Raw genomic sequence first — 18,121 nt, forward strand, 5'->3', positions numbered from 1 at the left:
TTTATGCTTTGACTCTGTTTTGCTGATAAGCAAAGTGGTTAGTCGGTCCGTGCCCAGCGCCAATATTCAGAGGAAATTTGATCGCCTCATGGACAAAGGTTTCTGCCGTTTCAAAGGCTTCCTTCATGGAATGACCTTTTGCTATTTCTGCCGTTAATGCCGCTGCAAATGTACAGCCTGTTCCGTGTGTATGTGGTGTATCAATATGTTCATTCGTGAGTTCAAAAAAGCTTTTTCCATCATACAAAAGGTCTGTAATGAGGCCGTCTGAAGGACTATGACCTCCTTTGATCACAACATAGGACGTGCCAAGCTCATAAAGTCGTTCTGCTGCTCTATGGCGATCGTCTTTTGTCTGAATGCGCATGCCTGTCAGCACTTCTGCCTCAGGGAGATTCGGTGTGACTGCATAACTGACAGGTAGTAACTGTGTTTTCATAGCAGAGACCGCATCTTCATTTAATAAAGAAGCGCCTCCTTTGGCAATCATGACTGGATCGACAATTAGTTTCAAGTCATATTGCTTCGTCTTTTCAGCAACGACACTGATCATGTCGGCACTCCACAGCATCCCTGTTTTAGCGGCATCTGGCAACAAGTCTTCTGCTACTGCATCAATTTGACTTTCGAGCGCCTCGATAGACAGTGGATAAATACCGTGAACACCAAGTGTGTTTTGAGCTGTAATGGCGGTAATGGCGGACATTCCGTACACACCAAGCTCCTGAAAGGTTTTCAAATCTGCTTGAATACCTGCTCCACCACCAGAATCAGTACCTGCGATGGTTAATGCTTTTTTAATCGTCATGTCATCTCACCCTCTCATTAGCCAATCCATTGATGATAAATCGTTCTCGCTTTCGCAATATCATTTGTCCCATGTACAAGCGCTCTGCCATCTTTGAATAAAACGAGCTTGTACTCATCCTTCTGACACGAAAGCAAATAAGGATTTTCCAGCACATCCATTCCTGCTTTCTTTAGCTGACGGGCTACTTCATGCAGCGCCGGGGGTGCCCCTAGTGCACTGCGAATTTGTACGGTATTTCGTCCACATAATACATCTGCTTTTGCTCTTTGATCATATGAGAGAAATGGATATGTCTTAAGACCGCAGCTTGGACATTGTTTCTTTTTTAAAGACGTAACGGATCGAATATCAGATCGCTCGTTTGTCCATAAATCAAACGATCTTAATACCGGCGTGATGTGGTGTCCTGTTAAAAGCTTCAGTGCATCCGCCACTTGATAGGCCGCAACCTGCTGCACAACTGGACTAATAATTCCTGCTGTATCACATGTCATGCCTTGTGCAGGTAAATGCTCAAGCAGGCAGTGTAAACATGGTGTTTCACCAGGAATCACTGTGAATTGAATACCGTAGCTTGCTACACAGGCTCCGTAAAGGAACGGAATTTGATGTTTGACGGCTGCATCGTTCGCAATCATTCTCACCTCAAAATTATCCGCTGCATCCACGATGATGGATGCCCCGCTGACGTACTCATCAATATTTTGAGCGGTCACGTCAATGACGATTCCTCTCACATGAACGTCACTGTTCACCTGCTTGAGTCTTTTTTCAGCAGCCACAGCCTTTGGCAGCCGATCAAGAACATCTTGTTCTGTGTATAGCTGCTGACGCTGCAGGTTGCTCCATTCAATATAATCTCTATCCAAAATGGTGACAGATCCTACGCCGGCACGGACGAGCATTTCAGCACTCGCTGTTCCAAGTGCCCCAGCCCCAATAATGACGGCCTTTGAGGCATGTAGCCGTTTTTGCCCTTCCTCTCCAATAGGCCTAAAAAGCTCTTGGCGTGAATAACGTGTGCTCAAAATGCTGGCATTCCTTCCTGCGGACTGCTGGCTGTTCCATAGTTTTTGAGTGGAATACGGCCTGCCTCGAACCCGAGTCTTCCTGATTCAATCGCCAGCTTCATCGCTTTAGCCATTTTCACAGGGTCCTTTGCGCCAGACACGGCTGTATTCAGTAATACAGCATCAGCGCCCAATTCCATCGCATAAGCAGCATCCTTCGGAGAACCTACACCCGCATCAATAATAACTGGCACATTTGCCTGTTCGATAATAAACGATAGATTCAGAGGGTTTAAAAGCCCTTGACCTGAACCGATTGGAGAAGCACCTGGCATAATGGCATGGACACCAAGTTCTTCTAATTTCCTTGCTAGCACCACATCATCTGACGTATATGGCAACACGATAAAACCTTCTTCTAATAGCATTTCAGATGCTTTTAACGTTTCGACTGGATCTGGCAGAAGAGACCTTGAGCAGCCAATGACTTCTACTTTGATCATGTCACACAGTCCAGAAGCTTTCGCTAAACGGGCAATCCGCACCGCTTCTTCCGCTGTACTTGCCCCGGCAGTATTTGGCAGCAATGTATAGGCTGATAAATCGAGCTGCTCTAAAAAATTGGGCTGTGATGGTTCAAATATGTCCATTCTTCGCACAGCAAAGGTCAAAATTTCAGCTTCTGATACGTTGACCGCCTCTTTTTGAACTTCAAATGATGGATACTTTCCTGTCCCTAGTAATAGTCTTGATGTAAATGTTTTTCCGCCAATGCGCAGCATGGTGTCATCCTCCTCCTACAAAGTGAACGATTTCAATCGTGTCATTTGGTTGAATTTTTACCTGTTGAAAGGCTTCTTTATCTATAATTTCTTGATTTTTTTCAACGATCACCACTCGGTTTTCAAGTTGATAGGCTGACAGCAGATCAAAAATCGTGCCATTTTCCTTATCGAAATCAACCATTCTTCCATTCAATTGAATTTTCATACGAACAATGCCTCCTTTCGCCCAATACGAAACGCATGAAGCCATTCCTTGTGAACAGACTCGCCTACTATCAAGCCGCGAATGATTTCCCCCGTAATTGGCGCAAGTAAAATGCCATTTCGGTAATGTCCCGTTGCAAAAAGAATACGCTCGTCTTCTGGATGTTTTCCGATATAGGGGTGCCGGTCGCTTGTCGCTGGCCGAAGACCTGCCCAGCATTGATCAATCGGCATCTCTCGAATAGAAGGCATGAGCTGAGATGCTTTGTGAATAACTGCTTCAATACCGCCAAGTGTCGGAATGGCCTGCCAGTCATTCGGCTTCATCGTTGCACCAATCACTAGCTTACCGCTATCCCTTTGAACGATATAACAATGATCATGATAGATGGTGTGTGCAAGCGCTGGACCGTTATTCCAAACAGACACGCATTCTCCTTTTACGGGATAGAGAGAATGTGATAAACCCAGTTCTTCTAAAAAACGGCCTGACCATACACCACTTGCTACAGTCAGATGATCACATGTGAAGATGCCTTTAGCTGTACTGACTGTCAATGTTTCTTTTCCCCTCTTCACATCGATAACAGGGGTAAACTCCTTCACATCCGCTCCGTGCCGAACAGCCGCCTGCCAAAAAGCCCTGCATACCGCATATGGCTCGACATGTACATCATCTGCTATCAAGCCTGCTCCTACGATGTCATCTGCTATTTGAGGCATACGTTCTTTTACGCTGCTTGCTTCAAGCCATTCAAATGTGGGCAAATGCTGCATCCGGCAAAGCGCACGCTTTTCTTGTTCTGTAAAAGCCACCTTCATAATTCCGCCCACTGATGTCCGAATATCAATGCCCGATTCATGCTGAAGGTCGACTGTTAATTTTTCATATAAAGCCTGACTTTGTCTGCCTACTTGAAAGAAAATATCCTCATCACCTTCTCCTTCAGCATGTGCACCCAGCATGCCAGCAGCCGCACTCGTCGTTTGCTTCCCGATCTCATTTGCCTCAAATAAGACAATCTGCTTTCCTGCTTTTGCAAGGTGATAAGCGATCGACATCCCTATGATTCCACCACCAATGATTGCAACATCATAATGCTTGTTCATAAGGATTCTCCTTTCGCTTTTTAGAAAATATTTGCGCCATTTTGCGCGGCTGAGGATGAGCAAAAATCCCCGACATGACGGCTATTCCCTTTAAATCAACATGCATCAATTCTGGCAGTCGTTCTGGTGTGATTCCACCAATGACAACGACTGGAATGGACAGCGAAGAAGTCATGTCTTCCACAATCTTTATGCCTCTCGCCTGAAGTCCGGGTTTGCATGCGGTATCATACACATGCCCAAACATGACATACTCTGCCCCGTTCTTCTCTGCTGCTTTGGCTTCTTCTATCGAATGAACCGATACCCCCGCATGGAGGTGAGGAAATTTTTGTCTTAATTCCTTTGGCGAAAAGCTGTGTCCTGGAAGATGAACCCGGTGAATATTGGTCAGCAGCGCAACGTCAACTCGGTCATTTATAATCAGCTTTTCTTTCGGAACACCTTCTGCTAGTAGTTGTTTCACGAGGTGAACCAGCTCACCTGCTGCCTTCGATCGTTCACGAATATGAATAAAGTCTACTTCAGACGCAATGTCTTTTATTTGCTTGATGAGCTCCCTGACAGGAAGCGTATCATTTGTCACTGCGTGGAGTTCCATTTGCACCAACCCCATCTAAGCATGCTGTCTGCCACATTTCTTTTTCATACGCCATCTCCCAGAAATGGTATTCGTAATAGCTTGAAATCACGAAATTTTCTTTCATATTAGCCCGCACATGTTCTGGCGCTTTTTCTGCAAGTTCATCAAAACGGTTCACCTGTTCAAAAACAAGCTCTTTAAACCAATCCCCACCATATGTCAAAATCCATTCTTGATAAATCGGATGGTCAGGTGTTGTTTGTTTCAGTTTTTCTCCTACCTCATAATAAAGCCAGTAGCACGGCAATAATGCGGCTAAAATTTCTTCAAAACGACCGCTTTTCACAGATCGGTACATATGCGAGGTATATGCATAAGCAGTTGGAGAAGGTTTAAAGTTTGCCAGCGCTTCATCAGAGATCTGGAGCAGTTCTGTGAACTTTCTATGCAGTGATAGCTCTGCTTCATACGTACCCTGCGCATGATATGCCATTCTGCCTGTCGTATGTAAGTCCTCACTAATGGCGGCTCCATATGACTGTACTTTTGCAAAATGAGTTAAATAGTACGAATCCTGCATCACATAATAAGTGAAACGATCGAGTGAAAGTGTGCCATCACCAATCCCTTTTACAAAAGGGTGTGTAAAGCTCCCATTCCACCATCTAGCTGCTGCTTCTTTACATTCGTTCGAAAATGTCATGTTCCTCTCCTCCTGTTTTTCCATATAAAAAAACCACTTTCCGCGTGGAAAGTGGTTTGGAATTTGTAAAAAGCATAGTCAAACACCGCACCACTTCCCTACGCAGGTATGAACCTGTTCAGGTAATGAGGGTCTAAAAGTCTACACTTTTATCTCAGCCCTTTTAAAGGACTCCCCTAGTGGATCAAACATATATTGTTGTACCTCTATCTTAATCAGGATTTGTTCATCGGTCAAGGGTTCATTGCAACTCTAATTGGGCTCTAAGTCCTGCCACATACTCCCGGGAGCCAGACACAAGCACGCGGTCACCGCTTCTAAGCGTCGTATCCCCATGCGGTACTAAGCTGTCAATTCCTCTAAAAATACGGACAAACACCAAATCGCCGGTAAAAGGAAATTCCCTCAGCATGACATTATGATACCGATGATTGTTCATTTGAATTTGATACAAAGAAGAATCCTCATTTGTTAACAAGCGAATCGCATCAGGTGCTTCAATCAATGCCCTCAGCACCGTTTTAGATGATAAGAAATTAGAAAAGGTATCGATCCCTGCTTCCTTTAAAGTCAGCTCGGCTTCCGCTTTGTTAACACTTGCAATGACTTGTTTAGACCCTTCTTCTTTTGCAAATAAAGCAATTTCCTTATTTTTCGTTTCACTGCCTGTAGCCACAACGAGCACATCCTCTTGCCCAATGCCAGCCTGCCTGAGCGTATCATCGTCATATTGTTCAATCGCTTCAACTTCAAAGATGGAGTCAGCAAGCAAGGCTTCTTTATTTTCCTGAAAGACGTGTAAAATACGGATGTCATATTCATCCTGATGTAAATCAAGCGTCACAGGTAACGTCAGCTGATTCGCTCCAATAAACGTCACACGCTTTTTATGATTGGTTTCACGTTCTTGTTTAAATAACGCCTTAAACCAAACAGGCGTTAAAACACTCGTGAGCACAGCGACTAGAATAAGGGCTCCTGACATTTTATGATCAATGACACCAAGCCGCTCACCAATCGTTGCAGCAGCAATGACAAGGGATAACGTCGAGGTTAATAAAAAACCAGAACCAATGACCTTTTTCATGTCATACCATTTTTTTAAATAAAGAATCGGAACGAGTTTACTAAGCAATAATGCAATAAACAGTAGCGGAATCATGATCATGATGGTTGGATCTTTAAAGAGTGACCATATATTCAGGTCCACACCGACCATCACAAAAAAGATCGGAATTAAAAATCCATAGCCAAATGAGTCCAGCTGCTGTACGAGTTCTTTATTAGGCGAAAGAAGAGACACAAGCACACCTGCTAAAAAAGCCCCCAGAATATTTTCAGCACCGAGTGATTCAGATAAGGCAACTAAGACTATAATGAGAGTAAAGATGGCTCTTGTCCCAATTTGCACCGTTCCTTTTGACATGGACTGAAAAATGGACTTTGTCTTAAATACCCGGCCAAATAAATAAAGAAGAATACCTGCCGCAAATAATAATAAGAGCAACCACATGTTCCCTGTTCCATCGCCATAAATGGAGGAAAACACAGCAAGTAAAATCATTGTCACCAAATCAGCAATGACGGCTACAAGCAAAATGATTTGACCAATATTCGTTTGCATCAACTTTTCCTCTTTTAAGGTAGGAACTACCACACCCAATGAGATGGTGGAAATAATAAGCGTCATTAAAAAGGCATTTTGAATAAATCCTGCAAGGACAAACGCATAAGACAGGATAAAGGACATACAAAATACGCCAACAAAAATAATGGTCGCTGTTTTAAATGTATTCGGTTCTTTTAATCCATTTGGTAGTTCTCGCGCTTTCTTCTTTGATTCAAAAGAAGAAAAATCTATTTCAAGTCCACTTAAAAACATAAGAAAAATAAAACCTAGCATGGATAACGTATCTAGCCATGCGTCGTGTTCAACAACTAGTTGAAGACCGCTTTTTCCAATGATGAGCCCCATGATGATTTCAGCGACAACGACCGGGATGGTCAGCTTAAATCGGTGCAATAAAATGGGGGTGAAAAAGGCTACAATAATAACGACAACGAGTGATGAAACAGATGTATGCTCCATTGGCTAAAGCCTCCTAACATTCATGTTTAATTTTTAAGTTTTACGTTAAAGCATTGATTCTAACAATTGCCCAAATGAAATGAAAGCCATTCGTTATATTTTCTAAAATTCAAACTTCTTTATATCCGATAAATGGATGAAAAAATCAGGAGGAACCTTTATGAAATTCGATATCATCGGCGATATCCACGGCTGCTACGAAGAGCTGCTTACCCTCATACGCAAACTAGGATACGAACTCAAACACGGACTACCTGTCCACCCTGATAAGAGAACACTGGCCCTTGTTGGTGATTTAACAGACCGCGGCCCTCGATCAGTTGCCGTGATGCAATTTGTCATACACGCCTATTCTAAGGGCGCCATCCGCTATGTGCCTGGCAACCACTGTTTTAAGCTGTATCGCTATTTGAAAGGAAATCCCGTAAAATTACTGCACGGCATTGAAACAACGGTAAACGAAATCAAAAAACTGCCGCATGATGAACAAACCATTTTATCACGTGAATTTAAACAATTATTTGAAAAGGCACCGCTTTATGATGTACTCATTCCGAATGAACTGATCATTGCACACGCAGCGATGAAGGAAAAGGATATTGGCAAAAAACCGAACAAACAGATGAGGTCTTATCTATTATTTGGAGCAGTCACCGGAGAAACATGGCCGGATGGTCGACCTGTCAGGAAGGACTGGGCAAAGGAATATCACGGAAAACCATGGATTGTGTACGGGCATACACCCGTAAAAGAACCAAGATTTATCGGTAGAACGGTTAACATTGATACAGGCTGCGTCTTTGGCCACCAGCTCTCTGCTCTTAGATATCCAGAGCTTGAGACCGTATCTGTTCCTTCATCTATGCCATATGATGATTCAAGATTTCAGCATTTCACGCAATAAAAAACCCGGTCCACCATGACAGGTGACCGGGTTTACTTGTTTACTGAAGCAATAATGTCATATCATCCGGCAAAGGAGCCGAAAAGGTCATGGACTCCCCTGTTATCGGATGCGGAAAAACAAGGGTTTCACTATGAAGTGCCTGCCTGCCTATTCTCTCGCTTGTTCCACCATATAGCGTATCTCCAACAAGCGGATGACCAAGGAATTGCATGTGAACACGAATTTGATGAGTTCTTCCCGTTTCAAGGGTGAGGGACACATCAGACATGTCTAAATGAGTATGTACCGACCGCACTGTATAATGTGTTACGGCTTCCTGACCAGACTCATCTACCATTCGTTCAATAATGCTGTCCCCTTTTCGAGCAATTTTTGCTCTAATTGTTCCTTCCTTTTGCGTGATCATGCCATGTGTCATGGCTCTATACGTTCGCTTGACTTCCCCTTTTTTCTGCGCCTTTGATAAAAGGCTGTGTGCAAAGCGATGTTTAGCGACTAACATGACACCAGAAGTATCACGATCAAGACGGTTCACCAAGTGGACAGTCAGCCGGACGGACTGCTCAGCATAATGGTGAAGCACCCCATTTGCAATACTATGCTCAGGGTGCTCTCGAGAAGGAATCGATGGGATATACGGCTTTTTATTCAGCACAAGCACGTGCTCGTCCTCAAATAAAATATCAAGCGGAATGGCCGTAGGTTTTAGCCCTTCACTCACTTTTTCCTCGGGAAATAAAATGGTGAGCCTGTCTCCCTCGCGCAGCTCATATCTCACGGTCACATGCTCTCCATTAATCAGAAGGTCACCGCCATCAAATTTAATATCTGTCAGCATTCGTTTTGAAATGCCAAGATAGATTAAGTAGTCCTTCAGCAGCCTGCCTTCTTCGTTGGCTGATATGGTTTTGTTTATCTTAAAGTATTCCAGCGAGAACAACCTCTTTCTTATTCTCCTTTGCCGATAAAGGAATCTTGCACCCTTTTCCAAAACGGAAATGGTCTAAATCGGGCAAACCGGACATTCTCGTCTGCCACTCGGCATTGAATGGATTTCACATCTTTATGCAGCAGCGACAAATGATCTATCGTCACCTGAAAATCCACATCATTAATCGGTTTGATCACACACGTATGGTGGTCCGGCAAAATGAGCGGCGAACCGACCGTTCTAAACACTCTGTTGTTGATTGAAGCCATTTCTGCCAGCTGGATCGCCCTAATGGATGGGTGAATAATAGCCCCGCCAAGTGCCTTATTATAGGCTGTACTACCAGATGGTGTAGACAAACAAAGACCATCTCCTCTGAATGTTTCAAAAAGCTGACCCCTAATCTCAACATCTGCCACAAGCGTACCTTCCATACTTTTAATCGTACATTCATTCATTGCTAAATATTTTTCTTCCCTGCCCCCATCGTTGTACCTGACGATGACTTCAAGAATCGGATATTCCACAATATGATAAGGCGTTTTGGCAATGGCTAACACAAGCTTTTCAATTTCACTCGGGACCCAGTCCGCATAAAAACCAAGATGGCCTGTATGTACGCCGACAAAAGCGGTTTCGTTCAGACGGTTGCTATACCGGTGAAAAGCGTATAAAAGGGTTCCGTCTCCGCCAACTGTAATGACGAGATCGGGTTCCTCTTCATTTAATTCCATTCCAAAATCCAATAAGTAGGTCTGTATTTTATTTTTAAGTGTGTCAGATACAGAATTCCCTTTCGAAGAAACTGCAAATTTCATGAATTCTTCTCCTTTTCCACCTTGCTGCGACGAGAAAGCAGCATCATATTTGATCAAGCTTAGGCTTAGCTATCGTTTTTCTTTTTCCGGGAAAATGCCACTTGCGCTTCTTGAATTTCCCCTCTGATTTCAGACATCTCATCATCAAGAAGAGATGCTGCTTCAGAAGCTCTTTGAAGGCGCTGCTTGACCTTCTCCGGGATATTCCCGCTATATTTATAATTCAGAGAATGCTCGATGGTCGCCCAAAAGTTCATGGCTAATGTACGGATTTGGATTTCGACGAGGAGCTGCTTCTCTCCATTGATCGTTTGCAGCGGATATAACACAACAAGGTGGTACGAGCGGTATCCGCTTTCTTTATGTTCTGCAATGTAGTCGCGTTTATCTACAACCACGAAATCTTTTCGTGACTGAAGCATTTTCTTGACGACTTGTATATCTTCTACAAATTGGCACATAATGCGAAGCCCTGCAATATCTTGCATTGTTTCAATCTCATGCATCGGGATGTTTTTACGCTTTGCCTTTTCCAATATGCTGGCAACGGGTTTCACTCGGCCAGTGACAAATTCTACTGGTGAATGGTCATCCTCAAATTCATACAGTTTTCGAATGCCTTTTAGTTTCACTTTTAATTCTTCGACTGCTTGCTTATATGGTGCGAGGAATTGATCCCATTGTTTTTTGTCCATGAAACTTCCCCCAATTCCAAATACCTAATTATTTCAGAGGAATGTGCTCTTCACTTTCTCTTCCATATCTCCGTAATTGGCATTGTCTTTAATATTGTCGATTAAATAGTTTAATTCCTGATGAAGTTGAATGAGTTCTAGCGTTTGCTCTTCCGCCGCCAAATAGACAGGGATTTCACGATTCATTGCTTCTTTTAATGGAGCCCATGTATGTTCTCCTAAAATAAGATACGTAAAAGACTCCTCAGTCTCAAGTATGTAAACGAACGCAAAGTGATCAGAATCAACAAGCATTTGTCCTGATGCTTTTGCTTTTTGAATTTGCTCATCTGACTGGACCGTCAAGATCAGCCTGTCTTCTTTTAAAGTTGCTTCTGTGATTTCAATTCTGTTTTGCATCATGATCTCCTTTACAACAAAGTACAGCTTTATTTTATCATATCAAGTTCAATATTGATAAACCGAACTTTTTGAGAAAATTTGATTTCTCCATTTCGTTGTTCATTTTGCCTCATTTAGCATCTATATACGTCTCTTTTTAAGGAATAAATAAGAAAAAATGAAACTTTTCATGTACAATAATCATATTTCCTCTAAATGAAAGGTTGATGTCAAAATGGCACAGGAAATTGAGATAGAACTAAAACAATTATTAATGAAAGAAGAATTTGAACAGTTAAAAGAATATTTTCAATTAAAGGACGAGGACTTCCACACTCAAACCAACTATTATTTTGATACACCTCAATTTGATATAAAATCCAAATTCGCTGCATTACGAATGAGAGAAAAAGGCGGGCAGTGGGTCCTCACATTAAAGGAACCGCATGAGATCGGCCTTTTGGAAACTCACCAAACGATCGATCCTCCCGCAAGTCTTGAACATTTCCACCTGCCAGAAGGTGAAGTGGCAGACAGATTAGTACACCTTCACATTCAAAAGGATCAAATCGTGTATTTTGGTTCACTGGAAACGTCAAGAGCAGAAAAAATGATCAAAGAAGGCTTAATTGTTTTGGATCACAGCCGATATTTAACAGTAGAGGACTATGAACTTGAATTTGAAGTGAGCGATTTAGACATTGGACAAGCCGCTTTCACAGCATTGCTTCAGCAATTTCAGATCCCACCAAGACACACGAAAAACAAAGTCGTACGTTTTTATGAAGAAAAAATGAAAACAAAAGAATAGATGAATTCCTTGAAGGAGGAACATGATGAACGTCAATCAACTTCAATCCTTTATGCAGCTTCAAGCACTCAAAACGTTACAATCTGATAATGGACAAACACAACTCACAGCTGGACAAGAATCAAGCGCTGAGACTTCATTCCAGTCGCTGTTGCAAGATTTTTTAGGCGGATCAGAATTATCTCGTCTCCCGCTTTCCATTTCTGCTTTCATGGGATCGGACCCATCAACGTCTCCGAACACGCAATATGCACGAATGAACCCATATTTATCTGCGATAGCGGGCAGTGAACAGCTTCAATCTCAGTCTCTTTATGCAAATGACAGCCAATTGAATACCGCAAATGGTATTGGAAACGTCTTAAATAACAGCTACACACCACCGCTTCAAAAAGCTGTTTCAGGCTCTTCATCAAAAGAGATTAATCAGATCGTCTCACAAATGGCTCAAAAGCACGGAGTTCCAGAAAAGCTGATCCACGCAGTGATCAAGCAAGAATCCGGTTATCGCACGAATGCTGTCAGCCATGCTGGTGCACTTGGACTGATGCAGCTTATGCCGTCTACTGCTAAATCACTTGGCGTGAACAATGCCTTTGATGCAGCCCAAAACATTGAAGGCGGAACGAAGTATTTAAAACAAATGCTGCAAAAATATAATGGAAATGTCTCACTTGCCTTAGCCGCTTATAACGCAGGCTCAGGGAATGTAGATAAGTACGGAGGCATTCCTCCATTTAAAGAAACACAAAATTATGTAAAGAAAATCACAGCTCAATATTTCGCCTAAACCGAAGAGAATAACCTCTTCGGTTTTTTGTATGTCGCTTTTCACCCTTTTTTGACTGAATGTGTTATGATATGGTCAATTGAACACGGAACCTGTCTCCCTCACTATTCCCAAAGGACCAAAGCGGTTTGTTTGTGGAATTGAGTAGAGGTTGTTAAAATAAGTATACAAGAATAGAAACAACAAAATAGAACAAACTGAATATCACTTTTGAAATACATGAAATTCGCAATAGGGTGAGCCATCCTATTAGCTACGAGTTAAAGGAGTAGTCAACATGGTACAATCGTTTAACGCACCTTACGAAGCGGTTGGAGAGGAACTTCTATCGCAACTTGTTGATACTTTTTATGAAAATGTAAAGTGTCATCCTTTGCTTCATCCTATTTTCCCGGATGACTTAAAAGAAACAGCAAGAAAACAAAAACAGTTCTTAACTCAATATTTAGGCGGACCGCCGCTTTATACTGAGGAGCATGGTCACCCAATGCTACGGGCGAGACATCTCCCTTTTCCGATTACTGAGGAGCGAGCGGACGCATGGCTTGAATGCATGGAGGATGCAATGGATCAAGTAGGACTAACCGGCGATATTCGTGACTTTTTATTTGAGCGACTGTCTTTGACGGCTCGTCACATGGTCAACCAAATACCTGAAAAGGACGGACGATCTTGAGCTGCAATCCGCATGAGCAATATTTCTCACATTGTCACGGACATCCTCAAAAGCCGATTGAAATCTATGTATTCATTGATCCTCTTAGCCCGGACTGCTGGTTATTAGAGCCATCAATTAAAAAGTTGAAAATGAAATATGGCCGTTTCTTCACTTTACGAACGGTTACAAGTTCTAGTATTAATGCTTTAAACCGGAAACGAAAAAAACATTTGCTAACCGAAGCGTGGGGGAAATTTGCCACGAAAACTCAGACCAAAAAAGAACAAATGCTGTCTGAACAAATTGTGACATCACCTTATCTCGCCTCTCTTGCATTAAAAGCAGCTGAACTTCAGGGCAGAAAATGCGGAATGAAATTTTTACGACTCATTCAAGAATCGCTTTTTTGCCATCAGCAGGACGTCACCAGTGAACAAGTCTTGCTAGAAAATGCAAAAACGGCTGGACTGGACATTGAAGAGTTCCAGCGAGATATCCATTCTCAAAGTGCTGTCAAAGCGCTCCAATGTGATATGAAAATCGCAGCTGAAATGGATGTGTCTGAGCTTCCCACTTTCGCCTTTTTTAATACGATCAATGGTGAAGAAGGATTAAAGATTTCAGGTGCATATTCTTATGATATTTACGAGGAAATTCTCTTTGAAATGATTGGCGAAAAACCAACACCTTCAGAACGACCGCCAATTGAATGGTTTATCGCTTACTTTCAATTTGCATCAGCAAAAGAAATTGCCGTTGTATATGACCTGACACTTGAAGAAGTTGAACGCGAGATGAAAAAGCTCGCATTTGCTAAAAAGGTAGAACGTGTACAAGTACATCAAGAAATGTTTTGGCGTTATACAGAAGGAGACAATCATTCAGATCTTGATGTCTACCGCTGTGAGAATGAACATGGGTGCTGACCCATGTTTTTTTCTTCACTCCCAAAGGAACACTTGTTCTATTTATAAGTACGAAGAAACCGCGCCGGGATAAGCGCGGTTTCACTATGTCTTAACGACAACAAAGGGGATGGGAGAAATTTTTCACGGTCAAACAAAGGGGTAATGTTTGTATGTGATTAATTTCACATCTGTAGTATATCAAATTTTGTCGACTTATGACAACCGATATACTATATGTTCATATTTTTGTCACAAAACATAAGAGGACTGTCACTTTCATATAGTGAAAGTAACAAAAAAATGGGGGGATCTGCATGCGCAGCACAACCATTGGACTTGTTGCCATTGGCTTATGTTTCTGTTTAAATATATTAGGCTTAATGAAGATGCTGCCTCTTTACCTGACATCTCCACTCCTATTCGCTTCCATTCTCTTTACACTCTATCGAATGAATTACCGAAAAACCTTCAAAGGTTTTAAATCGTAATCATTGAATGTACAAACCTCGTTCATATAGACGAGGTCTAGCGTGTAGGCAAACCCTCGCATTCGGTGTCAGTCCTCCGTGCAAAGGTTTTCTATCACGCTAAAAAGAAGTCAAAGGGCTAAAATCAAGTTCATTTTAGCCCTTTGTCAACAATCTGGTCTTTTTTATTTCAAGAAAAAACTCCTGCCAAAAGGTGAGTTTGCACTCACACATCTGACAGAAGTCTTCTCGTTACTCACCAGTCTTTGAGATGAGCTCTTCCATTTCCTTTAATTTTTCTTCAAACAATTGACATGCTGCCTCAATTGGTTCTTTTGATGCCATATCTACACCAGCTTTTTTCAGCACGTTAATTGGATAGTCAGAGCTTCCTGCTTTAAGGAAGTCTGTATAGCGCTCCACTGCAGGTTTCCCTTCTTCTAAAATTTGTTTACTTAATGCCTGAGCCGCACTATAGCCTGTCGCATATTGATACACATAATAGTTGTAATAGAAATGCGGAATTCGCGTCCATTCTAATCCGATTTCCTTATCCACAACCATACCGTCGCCAAAATACTTCTTATTCAGGTCGTAATACAGGTTTGTCATAAACTCTGGCGTTAATGCCTCCCCTTCTTGCGCTTTCACATGAATCAGGTGCTCGAACTCTGCAAACATCGTTTGTCTGAATACCGTCCCTCTAAATCCTTCTAACAAGTGATTGAGCACATACAAGCGCTGCTTTTTGTCCTCTAAATGATTGAGTAAGTATTCGCCTAGTAATGCTTCATTTGTTGTAGAAGCTACTTCCGCTACGAAAATGCTGTAGTTTCCGTACGGATATGGCTGATGCTTTCTTGTATAGTAGCTATGAACAGAGTGACCAAATTCATGAGCCAGCGTAAATAAATTATCAATATTATTTTGCCAGTTCATTAAGATATAAGGATTCGTACCATAGCTTCCAGAAGAATACGCGCCGCTTCGTTTCCCTTTATTCTCATAAACGTCTACCCAGCGATTTTCGAGTCCCTCTTTTAATACCGAAACATATTCTTCTCCTAATGGCGCTAACCCTTTCAGCATATAATCCTTTGCTTCATCATAGGTCAGCTTCATGCCAGCATCTTTTACTAATGGTGTATACAAGTCATAATTGTGCACTTCATCAAGCTTTAATACCTTTTTACGCAATTCAATGTAGCGGTGTAATAACGGTAAATATTGATGAACTGTATCAATTAGATTGTCATACACTTCTTCAGGAATACTGTTGCGTGATAACGCTGCTTCTCTTGCAGATTTGTAATGACGTACTTTCGCATAAAAATTATCCTTTTTAATCGAGCCGCTGAGTGTAGACGCCAAAGTATTCTTATATTGATCATACGTTTTATAAACGGCTTTAAAAGCATTCTTTCTCACTTCACGATCATCACTGTTTAAAAAGGTAATGAAGTTGCCATGAGTAATTTTCTTTTCTTCTCCATTTTCATCCTTAACAGAAGGGAACGAAATATCTGCATTATTAAACATACTAAACGTAGTGGATGATGTTGATAAAGGTTCAGAGGCTTCAGCTAATAAAGCTTCTTGCTCCTCACTTAAAATATGCGGACGCTCTTTGTTAATTTCTTCGAGAGCGTGAGAATAAAGTTTTAATTCTTCTTTTTCCAAAATAAATTGCTGCAGCTTATCTTCTTGAATAGATAAAATTTCCGGAACAATATAGGCAGATGTACTAGACAGCTGTGTAAATAAATTGGATGCTTTATCATTTAAAGCCTGAAATGATGAATTTGTTGTATCTTCATCGTATTTCATGTGCGCATATGTATAAAGCTTACCAAGCTTTTCAGAAAGTTGATCCTGAAATGTTAGGGCTTCATACAAGACATCAGCAGAATGGGCCAGCTTGCCTTTAAATTGGGCGAGCTTCGGAATTTCTTTTTTTACAGCTTCGAATTCCTTATTCCAAGAATCGACACTTTCAAAAATATCTTCAAGGCGCCATTTGTTTTCTTCTTTTACTTCGCTTCTGTCTGGTAAATGATTGTTGTTATTTTGTGAAGTCATATGAATCCCCCTTGCATGAGTTGTGTTGAACCAACCTTTCGGAAAGTGAAAGAAATTGGTGTTGTATTTATCTTCTTTGTTTTGAGCTATATTTGTCAAATCATATGCAGAAATAAATACCAAACAAACTAAAAAAATGATAAAAAAGCGTTTCTTTCTATTCAATAGCAGCACCACCTTTTTCTTATCATGATCAAAGTGGGCTTGAAACATGCTAATGAAATAAGAAAGCATCTCGTTTTATCGCTTCATCTGCTGTTCGTATAGGCTTTTGATTCGACGTTACTTGATAATTACCCTCTTTCGTCATGTATAAAAACCCTAGATTCACAAGCGCCCGTACATATGAAATGATCACCCCTTTGATTTCTTCTATTGTGACATTGGCATATCGGAGCTTCACTTCTTTATTCTGGACACATCGCTCAATTTCTTTTAAAAGAAGATGAATGGTCACTTGTTCTTTTCCCTTTCTAACCATCCAATCATAAAGACATCCTTGCCACACATAAACAGGGCTTGAAAAGATATATGCTTCTGTCAGGGGGATAAATAATTCTGTCGGTAGAAATGGCCATGCTGTTTGATGATGCTCATAAAAAATGGTTCTTAAACGCTTGCTTTCATTTGCTAAAATGCGGGGTGGCCGCTCCCTAAATTGCCGAATACACTTGAGCCACTCTTTATACAATTGATGATTGCTCGAGGAAACAGATAAGAGTGCTGGTAGTTGGCGATAAGCTGAAGGCGGTCTAACGGTCATTGAGGCACATATTTTCGTTGGCTGAAACACGAGAAGTTGATCCAGGTGGATGAATCTATTTTGGATCGGACAATAAAAAATGAGTCTCCTATTCTTTGACTGCCTTAAAATTCCCCAATGAATGGAGGAGAATGAAAAGAGCTGGCCAGCCATTCGTTTTAAACGATTCGCCCCTATGATCCATATAGGATAGAGCCCCGCAGCATGGAGACCTTCCGTTCGTTTATGTAGCTCTTTCCACGAAATATTTGCACATTGAAATTCGATGGCATAGCTTTTATTTTCTATAGCAACGGTCACATCAGGGCGCTGCTGAATGTTTGAAACATATTTCTCTAGTAACGGCTCATATCCAAGCTGCGTGAGCCAATCCTTAAGAGCCATTTTCCCTGTCTGATGATAAACTGTTTCACCGGTGGACGCTAATGGACATGCCGAGAGCTGTTTATGTGCAAAATGATGGACACGATGCTCACCTAGCTTTAATAGAACCTCCTGCCTACATTCAGGACAGTAAAATTTGCACGTAGCTCTTACATGCTCTAGCCGCCTTTTAGTCAGATGTTGTGTGATGCGAATCAACTTGCCATTCTCCATGATCGCTGCATTCATATATTT

Annotated in this window: 20 protein-coding genes and 1 riboswitch; of the genes, 6 read left to right on the forward strand and 14 right to left on the reverse strand. The window is 41.7% G+C overall.

Annotation, left to right across the window (positions count from 1 at the left end):
- Position 1: 1 nt before the first annotated feature.
- The 8 genes from thiD to ACTJJQ_RS01580 all read right to left on the reverse strand — a co-directional run bounded on the left by thiD (position 2) and on the right by ACTJJQ_RS01580 (position 7,295).
- Positions 2-808 (reverse strand): bifunctional hydroxymethylpyrimidine kinase/phosphomethylpyrimidine kinase, encoded by an 807-nt coding sequence (thiD, locus tag ACTJJQ_RS01545; RefSeq protein WP_079919101.1) that lies wholly within the window; start codon positions 806-808, stop codon positions 2-4.
- A 17-nt stretch (positions 809-825) separates the two neighbouring features.
- Positions 826-1,839: a thiazole biosynthesis adenylyltransferase ThiF gene (locus ACTJJQ_RS01550; protein ID WP_024720132.1), complete on the reverse strand. Its 1,014-nt coding sequence runs from the start codon at positions 1,837-1,839 to the stop codon at positions 826-828.
- Complete coding sequence (locus ACTJJQ_RS01555) at positions 1,836-2,603, reverse strand: thiazole synthase (protein ID WP_074042098.1); 768 nt, start codon at positions 2,601-2,603, stop codon at positions 1,836-1,838. Before ACTJJQ_RS01555 ends, ACTJJQ_RS01550 begins: the two co-directional genes overlap by 4 nt.
- A gap of 4 nt (positions 2,604-2,607) precedes the next feature.
- Positions 2,608-2,811, reverse strand: coding sequence for a sulfur carrier protein ThiS (gene thiS, locus ACTJJQ_RS01560; RefSeq protein ID WP_017367025.1), 204 nt, complete (start codon positions 2,809-2,811; stop codon positions 2,608-2,610).
- On the reverse strand, positions 2,808-3,920 hold the full coding sequence (gene thiO / locus ACTJJQ_RS01565) for a glycine oxidase ThiO (protein WP_035392410.1): 1,113 nt from the start codon (positions 3,918-3,920) through the stop codon (positions 2,808-2,810). The genes thiS and thiO overlap by 4 nt, the downstream gene beginning before the upstream one ends.
- Positions 3,904-4,521, reverse strand: coding sequence for a thiazole tautomerase TenI (gene tenI / locus ACTJJQ_RS01570; protein WP_035392414.1), 618 nt, complete (start codon positions 4,519-4,521; stop codon positions 3,904-3,906). The genes thiO and tenI overlap by 17 nt, the downstream gene beginning before the upstream one ends.
- The gene (gene tenA / locus ACTJJQ_RS01575; RefSeq protein WP_035392416.1) at positions 4,496-5,206 is read right to left on the reverse strand and encodes a thiaminase II; all 711 of its coding nucleotides are present in this window, start codon (positions 5,204-5,206) and stop codon (positions 4,496-4,498) included. Before tenA ends, tenI begins: the two co-directional genes overlap by 26 nt.
- Positions 5,207-5,284: 78 nt before the next feature.
- A riboswitch (TPP riboswitch) is annotated at positions 5,285-5,394 on the reverse strand.
- A 53-nt stretch (positions 5,395-5,447) separates the two neighbouring features.
- A complete protein-coding gene (locus ACTJJQ_RS01580) occupies positions 5,448-7,295 on the reverse strand; it encodes a monovalent cation:proton antiporter family protein (RefSeq protein ID WP_007498989.1) in 1,848 nt (615 codons plus the stop codon).
- A gap of 160 nt (positions 7,296-7,455) precedes the next feature.
- On the opposite strand from ACTJJQ_RS01580, the gene prpE reads away from it, so the two are divergent.
- Positions 7,456-8,199 carry a bis(5'-nucleosyl)-tetraphosphatase PrpE gene (gene prpE / locus ACTJJQ_RS01585; protein ID WP_440599891.1) on the forward strand — a complete coding sequence of 248 codons (744 nt, stop codon included), beginning with the start codon at positions 7,456-7,458 and terminating at the stop codon, positions 8,197-8,199.
- Positions 8,200-8,239: 40 nt separating this feature from the next.
- Here the strand turns inward: prpE and ACTJJQ_RS01590 are convergent, their stop codons facing one another.
- The 4 genes from ACTJJQ_RS01590 to ACTJJQ_RS01605 all read right to left on the reverse strand — a co-directional run bounded on the left by ACTJJQ_RS01590 (position 8,240) and on the right by ACTJJQ_RS01605 (position 11,045).
- The gene (locus tag ACTJJQ_RS01590; RefSeq protein ID WP_440599939.1) at positions 8,240-9,133 is read right to left on the reverse strand and encodes an RluA family pseudouridine synthase; all 894 of its coding nucleotides are present in this window, start codon (positions 9,131-9,133) and stop codon (positions 8,240-8,242) included.
- A gap of 17 nt (positions 9,134-9,150) precedes the next feature.
- Positions 9,151-9,951 (reverse strand): NAD kinase, encoded by an 801-nt coding sequence (locus ACTJJQ_RS01595; protein ID WP_008355343.1) that lies wholly within the window; start codon positions 9,949-9,951, stop codon positions 9,151-9,153.
- A 65-nt stretch (positions 9,952-10,016) separates the two neighbouring features.
- Entirely contained in the window at positions 10,017-10,646 is a 630-nt protein-coding gene (locus ACTJJQ_RS01600) for a GTP pyrophosphokinase (protein WP_008348457.1), read from the reverse strand.
- A 33-nt stretch (positions 10,647-10,679) separates the two neighbouring features.
- Positions 10,680-11,045: a hypothetical protein gene (locus ACTJJQ_RS01605; protein ID WP_008348459.1), complete on the reverse strand. Its 366-nt coding sequence runs from the start codon at positions 11,043-11,045 to the stop codon at positions 10,680-10,682.
- 217 nt (positions 11,046-11,262) lie between these two features.
- Between ACTJJQ_RS01605 and ACTJJQ_RS01610 the strand changes: the two genes are divergently transcribed.
- From ACTJJQ_RS01610 to ACTJJQ_RS01630, 5 genes are all read left to right on the forward strand, one after another.
- Positions 11,263-11,838 carry a CYTH domain-containing protein gene (locus tag ACTJJQ_RS01610; RefSeq protein WP_007498999.1) on the forward strand — a complete coding sequence of 192 codons (576 nt, stop codon included), beginning with the start codon at positions 11,263-11,265 and terminating at the stop codon, positions 11,836-11,838.
- Positions 11,839-11,863: 25 nt separating this feature from the next.
- Complete coding sequence (locus ACTJJQ_RS01615; RefSeq protein ID WP_008348461.1) at positions 11,864-12,628, forward strand: lytic transglycosylase domain-containing protein; 765 nt, start codon at positions 11,864-11,866, stop codon at positions 12,626-12,628.
- Positions 12,629-12,905: 277 nt separating this feature from the next.
- A complete protein-coding gene (locus ACTJJQ_RS01620) occupies positions 12,906-13,304 on the forward strand; it encodes a globin domain-containing protein (protein WP_007499001.1) in 399 nt (132 codons plus the stop codon).
- Entirely contained in the window at positions 13,301-14,212 is a 912-nt protein-coding gene (locus ACTJJQ_RS01625; protein WP_007499002.1) for a ClpXP adapter SpxH family protein, read from the forward strand. Before ACTJJQ_RS01620 ends, ACTJJQ_RS01625 begins: the two co-directional genes overlap by 4 nt.
- Positions 14,213-14,508: 296 nt before the next feature.
- On the forward strand, positions 14,509-14,682 hold the full coding sequence (locus ACTJJQ_RS01630; protein ID WP_035392421.1) for a hypothetical protein: 174 nt from the start codon (positions 14,509-14,511) through the stop codon (positions 14,680-14,682).
- 231 nt (positions 14,683-14,913) lie between these two features.
- On the opposite strand, the gene pepF is transcribed toward ACTJJQ_RS01630, so the two are convergent.
- On the reverse strand, positions 14,914-16,740 hold the full coding sequence (gene pepF, locus ACTJJQ_RS01635; RefSeq protein WP_282706805.1) for an oligoendopeptidase F: 1,827 nt from the start codon (positions 16,738-16,740) through the stop codon (positions 14,914-14,916).
- Positions 16,741-16,954: 214 nt separating this feature from the next.
- A complete protein-coding gene (locus ACTJJQ_RS01640) occupies positions 16,955-18,115 on the reverse strand; it encodes a competence protein CoiA (RefSeq protein WP_440599892.1) in 1,161 nt (386 codons plus the stop codon).
- Positions 18,116-18,121: the final 6 nt, after the last annotated feature.

This window comes from Bacillus sp. 22483 (assembly GCF_052044605.1).
In the GTDB taxonomy this organism is placed as follows: Bacteria; Bacillota; Bacilli; order Bacillales; family Bacillaceae; genus Bacillus; species Bacillus altitudinis.

What these genes read in the sequence shown, in the direction of transcription:
- ACTJJQ_RS01615 (WP_008348461.1), top strand. Translation starts at nt 11,864, where the DNA reads ATGAACGTCAATCAACTTCAATCCTTTATGCAGCTTCAAGCACTCAAA.
- ACTJJQ_RS01605 (WP_008348459.1), bottom strand. Translation starts at nt 11,045, where the DNA reads ATGCAAAACAGAATTGAAATCACAGAAGCAACTTTAAAAGAAGACAGG.
- ACTJJQ_RS01610 (WP_007498999.1), top strand. Translation starts at nt 11,263, where the DNA reads ATGGCACAGGAAATTGAGATAGAACTAAAACAATTATTAATGAAAGAA.
- ACTJJQ_RS01630 (WP_035392421.1), top strand. Translation starts at nt 14,509, where the DNA reads ATGCGCAGCACAACCATTGGACTTGTTGCCATTGGCTTATGTTTCTGT.
- ACTJJQ_RS01600 (WP_008348457.1), bottom strand. Translation starts at nt 10,646, where the DNA reads ATGGACAAAAAACAATGGGATCAATTCCTCGCACCATATAAGCAAGCA.
- ACTJJQ_RS01595 (WP_008355343.1), bottom strand. Translation starts at nt 9,951, where the DNA reads ATGAAATTTGCAGTTTCTTCGAAAGGGAATTCTGTATCTGACACACTT.
- thiD (WP_079919101.1), bottom strand. Translation starts at nt 808, where the DNA reads ATGACGATTAAAAAAGCATTAACCATCGCAGGTACTGATTCTGGTGGT.
- ACTJJQ_RS01620 (WP_007499001.1), top strand. Translation starts at nt 12,906, where the DNA reads ATGGTACAATCGTTTAACGCACCTTACGAAGCGGTTGGAGAGGAACTT.
- ACTJJQ_RS01555 (WP_074042098.1), bottom strand. Translation starts at nt 2,603, where the DNA reads ATGCTGCGCATTGGCGGAAAAACATTTACATCAAGACTATTACTAGGG.
- ACTJJQ_RS01580 (WP_007498989.1), bottom strand. Translation starts at nt 7,295, where the DNA reads ATGGAGCATACATCTGTTTCATCACTCGTTGTCGTTATTATTGTAGCC.
- ACTJJQ_RS01640 (WP_440599892.1), bottom strand. Translation starts at nt 18,115, where the DNA reads ATGAATGCAGCGATCATGGAGAATGGCAAGTTGATTCGCATCACACAA.
- tenA (WP_035392416.1), bottom strand. Translation starts at nt 5,206, where the DNA reads ATGACATTTTCGAACGAATGTAAAGAAGCAGCAGCTAGATGGTGGAAT.
- thiO (WP_035392410.1), bottom strand. Translation starts at nt 3,920, where the DNA reads ATGAACAAGCATTATGATGTTGCAATCATTGGTGGTGGAATCATAGGG.
- thiS (WP_017367025.1), bottom strand. Translation starts at nt 2,811, where the DNA reads ATGAAAATTCAATTGAATGGAAGAATGGTTGATTTCGATAAGGAAAAT.
- pepF (WP_282706805.1), bottom strand. Translation starts at nt 16,740, where the DNA reads ATGACTTCACAAAATAACAACAATCATTTACCAGACAGAAGCGAAGTA.
- tenI (WP_035392414.1), bottom strand. Translation starts at nt 4,521, where the DNA reads ATGGAACTCCACGCAGTGACAAATGATACGCTTCCTGTCAGGGAGCTC.
- prpE (WP_440599891.1), top strand. Translation starts at nt 7,456, where the DNA reads ATGAAATTCGATATCATCGGCGATATCCACGGCTGCTACGAAGAGCTG.